The organism is Lysinibacillus sp. A1 (assembly GCF_000801965.1).
Classification (GTDB): domain Bacteria; phylum Bacillota; class Bacilli; order Bacillales_A; family Planococcaceae; genus Lysinibacillus; species Lysinibacillus fusiformis.
The window spans coordinates 81,398-96,138 of record NZ_JSZM01000005.1; the positions used below are offsets into that span (position 1 = coordinate 81,398).

The window sequence follows — 14,741 nt, forward strand, 5'->3', positions numbered from 1 at the left end:
CTCGTTAAAAAAAATCTAATAAACTTAAGTGAATGCAAGATTTTTTCTAATTTACTTTAGGAGGATAAAATGAATAATTTAAAATTACAGGCATTTTGCTTACTCGTTGAATTTAAAAAATTAGCTCCAGTCGCCAAAGAACTTGGTATTACAGCCCCAACTGTGTCCTTTCATATTCGTTCAATTGAGGAGGAATATGGTATCCGATTATTTCGCACAAATGCAGGCGGGTACCGCTTAACTGAAGCGGGAGAGGGTGTTTATCATTATGCCCGTCAAATTGTACAGCTCCAAAAGGATATGAATCGCTTTATTGAAAACCTCTTAGCTGGGCATATCGGCTCCCTCCGACTTGGGGCAAGTGGATTACCCGCACATATTTTCATGCCCGATTTAATCCATCAAGTTTCAATGGCTTATCCAGAGATTCGTATTTCGTTAGAGGTGAAAACAGCTCCGGAAATTGAACATAAAGTGGCCCTTCAAGAATTAGATTTTGGGCTCATTATGGAGACTAAACAGGAAAATACTGCCCTTCATTACGAGACAATCGGAGAAGATGCCCTTGTTTTAGCATTAAGCCCAACACATGCACTCGCCTCTAAAAAGCTCATCACGAGAGAGGATGTTCTTAAAAATAAACTGTTATTGCATACGTCATCTAGCTCCACGAATCACTTCATCGAAAAGTGGATGGACCCCTTTCAGCCTTCTACTTATACCATCGAATTGGATTCGGTAAGTACAATAAAAAAAATGCTGACCTTCGGAAAGAACTTGGCTTTCGTTTCCGCTGCCTTAATTGAAGAAGAATTAAAATCGGGTCTACTAATGAAAAAGGATTTACAGGATGTGACGCTTCGGAGAAAGATTCAATTTATATATCCTAAAACGCGGTTAGATAATACCATTGATGAGTTTGTCAAAATGTCGATTTACGAAGTAGCGCAGCGATTAAAAATGTCTTCAGTTCTGACATAATTCCACAGATCGCCGTAATAAAATGCAATGGGGATATATTTATTAGAAAGGAGGAATGTATTTGCTAACCCAATTGCTGACAAAGGATTGTATCCAAGTTGCAAACTTTGTTCAGTCCTGGCAAGAAGCCATTCGTTTAGCTGCCAATCCATTAATACGTCAACATAAAATTGAACAACGCTATATCGATGCAATGATTCAATCCATTGAGCAATATGGTCCTTATGTCGTCATTACGCCGAAAGTTGCTATTCCACATGCACGGCCAACAGACGGTGTTTATGCCTTAGCAGTAAGTTTGCTACGTTTACAGCAGCCTGTTTTTTTCAGCCCTAATAAGCCTGTCTTTTTAATTATTGTTATAGCTGCAATCGACAATACATCACATCTACAGGCATTGGCTGATCTATCCTTAGTGCTACAACATCCTGATCAGATTGATAGCCTTATTGCTTGTCAGCATGAAGAAGACATACGAGAGAAGATCAAACAATATACGACAAAGGAGTCAGCAGGATGAAAATATTAGTCGTATGCGGTAGCGGATTAGGAAGTAGCTTTATTTTAGAATTAAATGTAAAGAAGGCATTAGAGGCTATGGGCAAAGAGGCGGAGGTGACCCATACGGATTTAGCATCCGCAAAGGCGGAGAAAGCTGATATTTATTTAGGTGCAGCTGATATTGTGAATGAATTAGCGAAAGACAACGCAATCATTGTGAGTATCGTCAATATGATGAATATATCGGAAATTAAGGAAAAGCTGGAACCTTGGCTTTAAGCACAAAAAATTTGGATAGGATGAGGTGTTGGTATGTTAGATGTTATCATGCATGACATTTTAGGAACACCAGCTATATTAGTCGGCCTATTCGCATTTATTGGTTTATTTATTCAAAAGAAATCAAGCTCCACTATTCTTTCAGGTACGTTAAAAACGATTATGGGCTTTGTGATCCTAGGGGCAGGAGCAACTGTCCTAATTGGCTCGTTAGATCATTTTAGTAAAATGTTTGATCATGCTTTTCACGTACAGGGAGTTATTCCTAACAACGAGGCCATCGTAGCAGCTGCTCAAACTAATTTTGGAACAGCCACTGCACTCATTATGGTATTTGGGATGGTTATGAACTTATTACTTGCGCGATTTACGCCATTAAAATATATCTTTTTAACTGGGCATCATACATTATTCATGGCTTGTTTAATCGCTGCTTCTTTATCTGTTGGTGGAATGAGTGGGACACCTCTTATCATTGTCGGTTCTATTATACTCGGACTTTGTATGGTAGTGTTCCCTGCTATTTTGCAACCAACTGTCCGCCAAATAACAGGCAGTGATGATTTTGCTGTCGGTCACTTTGGTAGTGTTGGTTACTATGTATCTGCCAAAATTGGCAAGCTCGTTGGTAATAAAGCAAAATCAACAGAAGATATACAGGTACCTAAGTCCCTTGGCTTTTTACGTGATACATCTGTCGCTATCTCTTTAACGATGAGTGTATTCTTTGTCATTGTAGCGCTATTCGCGGGACCTTCCTATATAGAGGCACAACTATCTGGTGGATCTAACTTCATTATTTTCGCCATTATGCAAGCGATTACATTTGCTGCTGGGGTATATATCATTTTAGCTGGTGTACGGATGTTAATTGCTGAAATTGTTCCAGCCTTTAAAGGCATTGCTGATAAACTTGTGCCCAATACGAAGCCTGCACTCGATTGCCCAACTATTTTCCCATTTGCCCCGAATGCTGTGATCATTGGTTTCCTATTTAGCTTTTTAGCTGGACTTGTTTCAATGTTTATACTGCCTTTCATCGGACTGAAAGTAATTGTGCCAGGGCTAGTTCCCCACTTCTTTACTGGCGCTGCAGCAGGTGTGTTTGGCAATGCTACAGGAGGCAGAATCGGTGCCATGTCAGGTGCCTTTGCTAATGGTTTATTAATTAGCTTTATTCCCGCGATACTTTTAATCTTTATGGGAGATATCGGTTATGAAGGTACGACCTTTGGTGATTCAGACTTTGGTATTATCGGCATTATTATTATTAATTTATTAAAATTATTTGGAGCTGTTTAATTCTAGAAAAAAGCCCTACGCAAATTGCGTTGGGCTTTTTTGTTATTGTACATCCGTGGAAAAGTGGGAAACTTTAATAAATATATTACTTGATTAGTTATCTAGCTTTATATTATTAACTTATTATGTATATAGATTTGGATATATATTCTTATAGATCGTACAAAAATTTATTTTATTCGACGTCTGACATCCGACTAAAAATATTAAATTTTTGCCGATATATACTTTATAACTAGAAACAACAGGAGGTACATATTTTGAAGAAATTAATGGTGGCTTGTCTTTTGATTGCTCTATTAATAGCAGGCTGTTCATCGGCTCAGACAGATACATCAACGGAAGGTTATAAGATAGGAGTTTTACTATCGGATGCTGGACTTGGAGATGAATCATTCAACGATTCTGCTTTTAAAGGACTTGAAAAGGCGCGGGATGAACTTGGTATTTTATTTGATTATAAAGAGGCACCAGATGGAAATTATGAGGAGAAGCTACAGGAGCTTGTAGAAGAAAAATATGATATTATCATTGGTCTCGGTTTTTCTGTACAAGAGGCACTAGAAAAGACTGCGAAGCAATTCCCTGAGCAACAATTTGTATTGATTGATGGACAGTCAGATGTGAACAACATTATCTCTATTACCTTTAAGGAGCAAGAAGGAAGTTTCTTAGTTGGTATGGTGGCTGCTATGACAAGCAAAACAGGGAAAATCGGCTTTATTGGTGGGGCAGATGCTCCTGTTATCCATCACTTTGAAAATGGTTTTATAGAAGGGGCTCGCTATGTAAACCCAAATATTGAAATTATGAGTGACTATGCAGGAACCTTTGATGATACACAGGCTGGTGCGGCAATCGCTGATAAATATATTCAAAATCAAGTTGATTTCATTTACCACGCTGCTGGTTTTACAGGCTTTGGGGCGATAAAAAAAGCTGAAGAAATGGGAATTTATGCAGCTGGGGTTGATATCGATCAATTTTATATTGCTGAAAAAACAGTCGTCACTTCTATGTTAAAGAATGTTGACCATGCCGTTTTTCAACTCGCAAAAACACTGGTGGACGAAGGTAAATTAACTGAAAAATCCTTGGCTCTAGGACTAGCCGAGCAAGGTGTAGGACTAGCTGATATCCGTGTGATTACATTAACGTCTGAGCAACAAGCCGCCATTGAAAAAGCCCGTGAAGCGATTGTTTCAGGCTCGATAAAAGTTTCTGCAGAAAAGAGGGATAGTTAGTGACACTACGAAAGAAATTATTTATGAACACATTGATCCCCATCTTGCTGGCAATGGGGATGATTGGTTTTATTATTGTTCAAACATTTTCCATTCAAACAACGGCTCAAGATGATACCGCACTATTACTCTCAGTGAAAGAGCTTGAACAAAGCTTCGTAGTTGCTAGCCAATCATTAAATAACTACACCTATTTAGATAGTGAGGCCAATAAAAATGAAGCACTTGCTATATTACAAGAAACAAAAGTCAATTTAGATGCATTAGCATCCCTATCGAAAATTCCTGAACATCAGAAATTAATTAGTAAAATTACAGATAAATTTGCAGCGCTCGAAAAAGCTACAAAAGCAGGCCTGCAAGAGGACAATCGTCCAGAAGTTAAAAAGCAATCTCTTCGAATTAAAGGCATTTTAAATGATATGTATTTGCTGAAAAAAGAAACGAATGAATGGTATCAAGAGATGATACAAGTAACAAAGCAAAAAATTGGTTTTATTATTACAACAGCTATCATAGGCAGTGTCCTATTAATCTTAGCAACAATTGTTTATTCCTATGTAGCTGCTAAAAGAATTACGAAACCTATCAACCAAATTGTAGAATGTGCGCAGAGCGCGGCTACTGGGGATCTCACGATAGATACCTCCACCCTTTCCTATCAATCAAATAGCCGTTATGAAATTGATCGATTGACTGAAAGTTTTTCACAAATGATGACGAATTTAAAGAGCACCGTGTTGTCCATCGATCAAATAGGCAAGGATGTTAGTTTATTTACACAGGATGTAACAAGCCATATGCAAAATATTAACGAAGGTAGCAATCAAGTAGCAGTATCTACGGACGAATTAGCAAAGGGTAGTTACACGATGTCAGAAGATATTCAATCGGTCGCGATTCTTATGAATAATATGTCGGATCAATTTAAATCCGTTGCTCACACAACAGAGCAATCAGCTATACATGGTAAACAGGCATTGGATGCCGTTCAAAATGGGCAATTTACATTGGAAAAACAATCTACTATTGCGAAGGATATTCAAGGTGCCTCACTAGCAATTAAAAATGCTGTTACTCAATTTTCACAATTTACAACAGAAATCGAAGGAGCCGCTAATGCTGTTCATACAATTGCCAGTCAAACAAATTTGTTAGCTTTAAATGCCGCTATTGAAGCAGCCCGTGCTGGCGAAGCAGGAAAAGGATTTGCCGTCGTAGCCGATGAAGTTAAAAAGCTTTCTTCTGAAACGGAGCATGCGACAAATTTAATTTCTTCAATGGTTACTCATATTCAAGATGGTATAGATCACATCTTAGAAACGGCTGAAAGAGGGCATGAGCTTTCGAATGAGCAAGCACAATCAATGCTAGAAACGGAACATTCATTTGCAGCCATTACTAATCATATTACTGATATCCATCATGATTTACAGCATCTCACTAAGGAAATGATGCAAACAAATGAAATGAGCCAGCAAGTGAATGGTACGATTGAAAATATTTCTGCGATTACAGAAGAAACAGCCGCAGGTACAGAGGAAATTTCAGCCTCAACACAGGAACAACTAGTATCCTTCCAAAAAATAAATACAAAAATTGTCGATCTTCAAAAAATGACGGATACATTAATGAGTGAGCTTAAAAAATTCACATTATAGCTTGTCAAATAAACATGAAAAAATCCAGTGACTAGTTGTTCACTGGATTTCTTCATTTTATAATGTTAAGCCACCATCAACTACTACGATAGAGCCTGTCATATAGCTTGCTTTGTCTGATGCTAGGAAAACAACCATTTCTGCTAATTCTTCTGGTTTAGCATAACGTCCCATTCTCATATTTGGAATTTCCTCTGGAATATAGCCCCCTGTTTCAAACATAGCAGTTACACTGTTTGTTAGGGCTGTTTCCACTCCACCAGGACAAATCGCATTAATACGAATACCTTTTTTCACATACTCTAATGAAGCAGATTTTGTTAAACCAATAACTGCATGCTTACTTGCAGAATAAACAGCCATACTATGCTCGCTACGAACACCAGCCGTTGAAGCTGTATTTATAATAGAGCCACTACCTTGTCCTTCCATTACTTTAATCACATGTTTTAAGCCAAGAAAAACTCCTTTTACGTTGATTGACATAATGCGATCATATTCATGATCAGCAATCTCTGTTAATGGGGAAATTTTTTGAATCACTCCTGCATTATTGAAAAATACATCAATACGACCGTATGTTTCAACGGCAGCGTTCACATATTTCTCTACATCTTCACTTTTCGAAACATCAGCTTGAACGAAGATTCCCTCTCCTCCTTGTTCTTTCACCAATTTTAATGTTTCTTCTCCCGTTTCCTTGTTGAAATCAACGATCACGACTTTTGCACCGTTGCTAGCAAGCTTTAAACTGCTTGCTCTTCCAATACCGCTTCCAGCACCCGTTACTACGGCAATTTTATTTAAAAGATCCATCTTCCATTCCCCCTATTATGTTGAATACATGGTCTATTTTATTGCTACTTTCCCCTTTTTTATTGTATTATTTTACACAAAATAGTACTTTCCCATTGTCTGTCCATAAAAATTGTAACTGCTTTCATTTTGAAAGCACCATGAAGAACTGAGGTGTGTAACACGTGAAAATATCTACTATCGACCTTCAATACATAAGTCAACTCGTTTATGAAACACATCATCTTCCTGTCTCTTATATTCATGCATCGGGAGAAATAATTTTTGAATATGCATCAGCGGAATGTCTCAATCATCCATCCTATCATTCTATAAAGGAACAATTGAAAACATATCCTTACCATACGTCTTCATCGGACTATCCGTTTTTTTTCACTATCGCTAATTTTAATTTCTTCTTGATCAACCTCATCATAAACAAAAAGCATTTAGGAGCCATAATTGTCGGTCCCTCTCTTTCACCACAATTGGAGGAAACCACTTATCATGAGCACGAGCCGATCCCTACTCTTCATTATCAGCAGCGCTTAGCTATTAGTTTATTTGTTTATTATTCCATCTATCAGCGGAAATTAAATAAAACAGCAGTAATTCATTACAACCAAGAGCTAAAGCCTCTTATTCGCCATGAGGGACATACAGCGCTTGAGCTTTCGTATGCCAGAAGAAATGATATTGTCCATACAAATCTTTACTATGAAAAAATATTATTAGACAATGTGAAAAATGGGCGTATGGAGAAATTAACAGAAGTCTTGAACTATTCCATTGTTGAACAAGCGGAACTTGGAGTACTTTCAAAGCGTAATAATTTAAAAAGTGTACAATATTTGATGATTACAGGGATTGCCCTAATTTGTCGTGCAGCGATTGAAGGTGGGTTAAACGAAGAAACAGCCTTTACACTAAGTGATTTTTACATTCAGAAACTAGAGGATCAAAATAGTTTAATCGACATTCTTTCGTTAATGGAGGAAGCTATTTACGACTACACAAGTCGTGTAGCACAAGCCAAAACAAGGAAATATTCGGCTCCCGTTACTGCTTGTATTCATTATATTGAAAATCAATTATACGGAGATATAACACTCGATCAACTTTCAGCTATTTGCCATTTAAGCCCCAATTATCTCTCCTCCTTATTTAAAAAGGAAGTAGGGATTTCCTTTACTGAATATATTCAGCAGCAAAGGATTGATGAGGCGAAGAAGCTCTTAACATTTACAAACTATCCAATCTTAGATATCGGCTCTTTACTTAATTTCACAGACCAAAGCTATTTTATTAAAGTTTTTAAGAAATTTACTGGTATCACCCCTAAGCAATATAGAACTAAATATGCTCATCAATAAATTGATAGAGGAGAGAAAGTAATAAGTTAGTGGGAAATAGCTTATATTTTCTCTTTTTTTGAAAGTACTAACAGAAACTTTTATCACATACCTTGTATTAAAACGTAATCATTACACTTTAAGGAGGTATTTGTGGAACGTCTCGCTTTCTCTAAATATGCATTGAATTTTTGGTTCCTCTTCATTCTATTTATTAGTATTCTATCGCTAATCTTGTTCAACATCTCTGCACTGAACAATCTAAGCTCGTCTTTACTCAGTTTGAACACCATTTTTTTAAGTATTTTAATTGAGGCATTACCATTTGTCTTAATGGGAATACTCATTGCTGGCTTTATTCAAATTTTCATTACAGAGGAACATATTCAAAGGTGTATTCCTCGAAACCCTCTGTTGGCTGTTGTTATGAGCTGTCTTATAGGAGCCTTATTTCCAGCCTGTGAATGTGGAATTGTTCCGATTGTTAAGAGATTGATTGCCAAAGGTGTACCTATTCATGCAGCTATGGGATTTATGTTAACTGGCCCGCTCATTAATCCAGTCGTTATTCTTTCTACCTATATGGCATTTGGCAATGATTTAAGAATAGCTAGCCTTCGGATGCTAATTGGCTTTGTTATTGCCATTGTAGTCGCATTACTCATCAGCTTGTTTTTTAAAGGCTCACAATTTAAACATTCCTTACAGCCCTATTCATTGACAACTACTAATCAACAAACATCCTTCGTCACAAAACTAATGACTATGTTTAAACATGCCATTGATGAATTTTTTGATGTGGGCAAATATTTCATTATTGGGGCGTTTTTAGCTGCCTTTGTGCAAACCTATGTATCTACCAAAGCACTCGTTGAAATTGGAGATGGTGTATCCTCCTCAATTTTGGTCATGATGGGCTTAGCCTTCATTTTATCCCTTTGTTCGGAGGCCGATGCCTTTATTGGCGCATCCTTTAGCGCCGTTTTCTCTACACCATCCATTCTTGCATTTCTTATTTTCGGCCCGATGATTGACTTGAAAAATACCATCATGTTGATGAGCGTATTTCGCTTAAAATTTGTCTTCTCGTTAATCGCCTTAGTGGCTATAGTTGTCTACATTAGTATATGGATTCTTTCAGCGTATCTCTAAGGGGGTAAACTATGAAATTTCACGTGCAACAAGCACTAAGAGCCCTAATGCTCCTCGCTTTCTCGGCTATGATAGCCAATCTGCATTGGACCGGAGAACTAACAAAATTCATCAACCCTAAATATGAAGGGCTTAGTCAAACAGCTGCCGCTTTATTTTTTATACTTTTTCTTGTGCAACTAACAACAGTTATATCTTTCTCAAAGACTTCCCAGCCATGCCATCCAATCGGACAAGCTTGCTGCTCTCATCACGACCATGTTCACGCTCCTTCTACACGAAAAAAATGGCTAGCCTATCTTATTATCATAACCCCCATCATGACGGGCTTCTTCGTGCCAGCAAAAATTTTGGATGCTGCCATCGCTGATAAAAAGGGTGGTGCTTTTATAATCACTCAGCAAAATCAATCATCTAAAATAGAGGATTACCTGACTTCAAATGAAATGATCGATGAAAATATTTACGATGAGCATGATGCTGACCCCCGACTTCTGGAGGAAAAACAGGAGATGACGAAAAAACAATATGAACAATTAAAGCAACGGCTCTCACAACAGCCTATGCTGAAAATGACCGATGAGGACTATACCATTTACTATGAAGAAATCAATCAAAATTTGTCTAATTATGTAGGGAAGAAAATTCAAATAAAGGGCTTTGTTTTAAAAGAGGAAAGCTTTACAGATCAGCAACTAGTTATTTCAAGATTTCTTATTACCCATTGTGTCGCTGATGCAAGTATCGTAGGCTTTCTAACAGAATTTCCTGAGGCACCTACGCTCACAGAAGATACATGGCTTGAAGTAGTCGGTACCATTGGTCAAACAACATATGAGGGGGCAAGCTTACCTGTCATCCATATTGATAATTGGGTAACAATTGAACAACCCGAATCACCCTATCTTTATCCTATTAATGTTCGGATGAGCTTCTAGCAAAAAAAGGGCAAAACTATTTGTTTGCCCTTTTTCGTTTATTTATTAGATAATTGCACGTTTAAGCCTAAATGGGAACTTAATGTACTACCTTCATATTCAGCTCGGAATAACCCACGCTCTATTAACAGAGGGATAACATCGCTAAAGAATAAATCCAAAGATTTCGCAGGACCACCTGGAACAGCAATAAAGCCATCCAATGCCCCCTCCTCATAAAAAATAACGATTTGATCGACAATATGCTGTGGTGTGCCGATTGCTACAAGATGTGCTGAACCAATTACTTCTGGACGAGCAAGCAGTACTTCAACAGATGGTTCATTTTCCATGATGTAACGACGAACAAGATCAGCATGTGTTCGACTGCGTACTTTTTGATTCTCTGGTGGTAACATATCCACTGTTACAGGATCATGTAGTGCCATATGTCGAACATTCAAATCAATGACTGACTCTAAAGCATCGTACCGACGCTCCAGGGTTAAATGTGCGTGTGCATGATGGTACATGTCTAAAGCTTCTTCATATGTATCTCCAATAAAGAAATAGAGTCCTGGTAATAAACGTATATCATCTGCTGTACGTCCCACGTTAACAGCTCGTTTCCGTAAATCATTGCGCATCTCAATACCAACCTCCATAGCTGGTGTCGCCGCAAAAATGGCATTGGATACGGTTGCTGCAAATTGTCGCCCCACGTCTGATGCTCCTGCTTGAAATAATGGAATTTCTCCCGCCGGATGCATCGGTATATTTAACGGCCCCTTTATATGGAAAAACTCTCCCTCATGATTGATTGGCTTCATAAGTTCTTTTATTTTCTCTATATTGCCATCTGTTTCTAACATTTCATAAGGATTACTATGCCATAGCTGCTTCACAACCTTAGTACATTCAGCCGCTTTAGCATAACGCTCCTCTGAGGAAGGCATAGGCTCGTTACTAAAATTATAGGCACCATCAATGGAGGTCACGATATTCCATCCTACACGTCCCCCACTAATCCAATTCAAGGATTGTAATTGTCGGGCAATCAAATAGGGTGGTATAAAAGAGGTAGAAATGGTCGTTACTAAACCTATTTGCTTCGTTTCTCTTGCCACTGCAGTCAATAAAAAGCTAGGGTCTAACCCAACTGTACCTTTAGTTTTAGCCATTAATTCTGGATGAGCCATTAAATAATCTGCTTTAAATAAAAAATCTAATTTAGCCGCCTCAGCACGCTTCGCGAATGCAATATGCTCATCCATCAACACATCTTTCTCACCATGTTTGTTTTGCACAGCTAGATGCATACCAATAATGAGATGTCTTTTCATGAATACTCCACTCCTTTTAAATGAAAATGATTATCATTTTCATCATACTCATTCATGTATAAGATTGCAATGCTATTTGCCATAAAAAAGAGGTGCCTCAGTTGAATGGGCACCTAGACGTTATTATTTAAAACACTTACTATAAAGGAAAATATAGCTATTATCATAATAAAAGATATCACCAGAGGCAAAAAGTTTGACCTCTTTATTAACAGCTAGCCTATGGGTCATAAGCTTTAATAATGTGGATAGTTCCCCTAATTTCAATTAATTCAAATACTAGTTATAACTAAACATTTACGATGTCGAGAAGCTAAATAGGCTTTGCAAAAATTTGTTTTTCAATAGGGTCCCAAAGGACAATTCCTACATCTTGTTGCTGATCAATGATCCGAACTGTAATGGGAATATAATCGATTAATATCCTATTTAAATTGGTACTTATGAGCTGTAATAGACCAATCAGCTCTGGTTCATTTATAAGTGGTGCATTCACCTCTATTTGAATATCTGTTAATTTGCCTTCTTCATATCGTAGCTTGCCAAATATTTTTAGGTTTACATGTTTAAATCCTTCCTGAATGTCCTCTTTAAAAAGCAATAATTTAGTATACATATTTTGATCTAAACTATATAACGCTTCCGAGGGAAATATATAAAATTTCTTATCTATTTCAGCCCATTTTGTAATGCTAGCTTCCCCCTGAGGGATAAACGTTTCTGCTAAAAATACCCCTGGAATAATATCATTTATATTCGATTCTTGAAATAATGTAAGGTAAATAGGAACATTCGGTATTTTTACATTTCCCCTAATATCATTAACTATTTTTTCAGCTACTTTTTTACCAAAGTTTTTGACATCATCGACATCATCATCGTTTTGGTCTACTTTCACTTGCCCAGTGTAAATTAAACCATCACCATCAGTTACTCGTATGTCATAATATTCATTTAACGATATTGCAATTGACATGCCTTCCATTTTACTAGTTTCTTTATTAATAAAATTTTGTTCCAATACATGGGAAAGGATTAAGGGATACCTTTTTTCATCCTCTAAAACATTATCGGTTTTATGTTCGATTGCAGGGTTTAAACCTACATCATCATTTGTTTTTCTACTTAGCCATTGACTAATTGTTTCATCACTTACATATTGACCTTCCTGCAAATAAAACTTATCAGTTGGAAATTGATGGATGGATAATTCCATTAAACCTCTTTCTATTTCATTCATATTTAATGCATTATTCATATTCTTGATTATGGAGCCTCTAGCAATATTGAATTTAGTAGAAGGTTGAATTTCATAAGTTTCCTTTTTTTGAATAGACGATATATACTTTTTCTCATTGTTCGTGCTCCCCTCCATCTCACTATTACAAGCACTTAAAAGTAATAGGGGCGCCACCAAAAATAACATTCGTTGTCTTCTTTTCATCACGATTACTCCTCGATCATTATGGTACATTTTAAATACCTTTATTTACCATAACAAATTTACTAAAATAATACATCATTAACTTGAAAATTTCACCATTTTTGCCCCTTTTGTTCATGCGATGTCGCCCATCAAAAAAGACCTATGTTCATAAAAGAACATAAGTCTTACTAGTTTGGTTGGGTTGCCTCAGAGATTCAATTAGCTTTAATGCACTCTTCCCTATTTACATAGCTAAGGCTACATCATTCTTACTTTGCATTTTTATCTGGCTGATGAATACCAAATACATTGCCTTCCGTATCCATATAGTATCCTTGCCATGCCATACCTGGTAATGCATACTTTGGCATAGCTACTTGGCCACCGTTTTCTAGAATTTTGGCTTCCGTTATATCATAACTTTCTACGCCCATCGTACAAGCAAATCCATTCATAGCTTGGTTAGGCTCTGGAGGAGGACCTTGACGTTGCATTAAAGCGCCATCAATGCCATGCTCATCCTCAACACCTGTTACTGCTCCAAAATACGGCATTCCTGCGTAGTCACTCCAATCTTGAAATGACCAACCAAATACGTTTCCATAGAAATTCTTTGCCCTCTCCATGTCACTTACATGAATTTCAAAATGAACCAATCTCCCCATTGTATCCTCCTTCGAAGCAAATATGTTTGAATACATTTACTATAAAGCATTTTTGATAAGATGAAAAATAAAATAATTATTAATTTTCTATCAATTCAACATTACATGATTTCAGATGAATCTCTAAAGCTACATGAAACTAATTTATAATTGACTATACACGGAAAATGCATCTGTTATATTATATTGTTCTGTTCGAGAATTCCCTTCAGCCCCTACTGTTACTAAGATGTATTCTTGTCCATTTATTGTAGCTAAACTTGCTAAACATAAACCCGCATCATCCGTATAGCCTGTTTTCCCACCTAAAATTTCTCCACCTGGTAATGCTCTTGTTGTCATATTTTGAAACATTTTATTTGTAAAGGTTATTCCCTCTGGATGACGATTTGTAGGTTTGATAGAATATCTTTCCGCTGTATACACTTGACGAAATTCATCATTTGTTAATGCATATTGCAAAAGTAAAGACATATCTTTGACAGTCGTATAATGCTCTGTATGATGCAATCCAGTAGTATTCATAAAATGAGTATTTTTCATGCCTAACTGTTGGGCCTTTTCATTCATTAGATTTACAAATTTTCTTTCCGAACCAGCAATATATTCAGCTAAACCGATGGAAGCCTCGGCGCCTGATGGCAGCATAGAACCATATAATAAATCCTCTAGCGTAAGCTTTTCATTTGGAAGAAAGCCAGCAAGTGATGCGTTCGCTTCGTATAAATGATTAAATATATTATTTCCTAAAACAATTTCTTCCTGTAAATTAGGAATCTGCTCGATAGCCACTAAAACCGTCATCATTTTTGTTAATGATGCAGGGTAAATAACTTCCTCGCTATTTTTATCTATCAGAACTTTATTATCATCTAAATTCACTAGAATAGCATTCGAGCTATATAAATTAACATTCATCATATCGCCACTCTTTGTTGGCGTGTCAAACGATTGCGTGTTGACTTGTAAGGATACAGGCGTTTCTTTAGCCCATATAAAATAAACAAACAACATGACGAAAATGAATAGTATAGTAAAAATACCTTTTCTCTTAAACATATAAAAACAACTCCTTCTCATTATGTCTTAATTCAAACATAAAAAGAGGAGCTTTATTTTAATT

Annotated in this window: 14 protein-coding genes; 9 read left to right on the forward strand and 5 right to left on the reverse strand. The window is 36.8% G+C overall.

All coding sequences use genetic code 11. From position 1 onward, the window contains the following. Window positions 1-69: 69 nt before the first annotated feature. From PI85_RS03565 to PI85_RS03590, 6 genes are all read left to right on the forward strand, one after another. A complete protein-coding gene (locus PI85_RS03565; protein ID WP_036124455.1) occupies window positions 70-981 on the forward strand; it encodes a LysR family transcriptional regulator in 912 nt (303 codons plus the stop codon). Between the two features lie 55 nt (window positions 982-1,036). Further along, window positions 1,037-1,501, forward strand: a complete 465-nt coding sequence (locus PI85_RS03570) for a PTS sugar transporter subunit IIA (RefSeq protein WP_200886548.1) — start codon at window positions 1,037-1,039, stop codon at window positions 1,499-1,501. Next, complete coding sequence (locus PI85_RS03575) at window positions 1,498-1,761, forward strand: PTS sugar transporter subunit IIB (protein WP_008174366.1); 264 nt, start codon at window positions 1,498-1,500, stop codon at window positions 1,759-1,761. The genes PI85_RS03570 and PI85_RS03575 overlap by 4 nt, the downstream gene beginning before the upstream one ends. A gap of 33 nt (window positions 1,762-1,794) precedes the next feature. Continuing rightward, complete coding sequence (locus PI85_RS03580; RefSeq protein WP_036124451.1) at window positions 1,795-3,063, forward strand: PTS ascorbate transporter subunit IIC; 1,269 nt, start codon at window positions 1,795-1,797, stop codon at window positions 3,061-3,063. A 260-nt stretch (window positions 3,064-3,323) separates the two neighbouring features. Continuing rightward, complete coding sequence (locus PI85_RS03585) at window positions 3,324-4,307, forward strand: BMP family protein (RefSeq protein WP_036124450.1); 984 nt, start codon at window positions 3,324-3,326, stop codon at window positions 4,305-4,307. Next, window positions 4,307-5,968, forward strand: coding sequence for a methyl-accepting chemotaxis protein (locus PI85_RS03590; protein ID WP_036124448.1), 1,662 nt, complete (start codon window positions 4,307-4,309; stop codon window positions 5,966-5,968). Before PI85_RS03585 ends, PI85_RS03590 begins: the two co-directional genes overlap by 1 nt. Window positions 5,969-6,025: 57 nt before the next feature. Here PI85_RS03590 and PI85_RS03595 read toward each other — a convergent pair whose 3' ends face one another. Beyond that, complete coding sequence (locus PI85_RS03595; RefSeq protein WP_036124446.1) at window positions 6,026-6,784, reverse strand: SDR family NAD(P)-dependent oxidoreductase; 759 nt, start codon at window positions 6,782-6,784, stop codon at window positions 6,026-6,028. 164 nt (window positions 6,785-6,948) lie between these two features. Here PI85_RS03595 and PI85_RS03600 point away from each other — a divergent pair, with 164 nt between their 5' ends. From PI85_RS03600 to PI85_RS03610, 3 genes are all read left to right on the forward strand, one after another. Then, a complete protein-coding gene (locus PI85_RS03600; RefSeq protein WP_036124444.1) occupies window positions 6,949-8,136 on the forward strand; it encodes a helix-turn-helix domain-containing protein in 1,188 nt (395 codons plus the stop codon). A gap of 132 nt (window positions 8,137-8,268) precedes the next feature. After that, window positions 8,269-9,267, forward strand: coding sequence for a permease (locus PI85_RS03605; protein WP_042737475.1), 999 nt, complete (start codon window positions 8,269-8,271; stop codon window positions 9,265-9,267). A gap of 11 nt (window positions 9,268-9,278) precedes the next feature. Next, entirely contained in the window at window positions 9,279-10,205 is a 927-nt protein-coding gene (locus tag PI85_RS03610; RefSeq protein WP_036124443.1) for a TIGR03943 family protein, read from the forward strand. A 38-nt stretch (window positions 10,206-10,243) separates the two neighbouring features. On the opposite strand, the gene PI85_RS03615 is transcribed toward PI85_RS03610, so the two are convergent. From PI85_RS03615 to PI85_RS03630, 4 genes are all read right to left on the reverse strand, one after another. Next, on the reverse strand, window positions 10,244-11,527 hold the full coding sequence (locus PI85_RS03615) for an NtaA/DmoA family FMN-dependent monooxygenase (protein WP_036124442.1): 1,284 nt from the start codon (window positions 11,525-11,527) through the stop codon (window positions 10,244-10,246). A 313-nt stretch (window positions 11,528-11,840) separates the two neighbouring features. Beyond that, window positions 11,841-12,971, reverse strand: a complete 1,131-nt coding sequence (locus tag PI85_RS03620; protein ID WP_036124441.1) for a CamS family sex pheromone protein — start codon at window positions 12,969-12,971, stop codon at window positions 11,841-11,843. A gap of 251 nt (window positions 12,972-13,222) precedes the next feature. Further along, window positions 13,223-13,618 (reverse strand): VOC family protein, encoded by a 396-nt coding sequence (locus PI85_RS03625; RefSeq protein ID WP_036124439.1) that lies wholly within the window; start codon window positions 13,616-13,618, stop codon window positions 13,223-13,225. 144 nt (window positions 13,619-13,762) lie between these two features. Next, on the reverse strand, window positions 13,763-14,677 hold the full coding sequence (locus tag PI85_RS03630; protein ID WP_036124437.1) for a D-alanyl-D-alanine carboxypeptidase family protein: 915 nt from the start codon (window positions 14,675-14,677) through the stop codon (window positions 13,763-13,765). Between the last annotated feature and the right edge of the window lie 64 nt (window positions 14,678-14,741).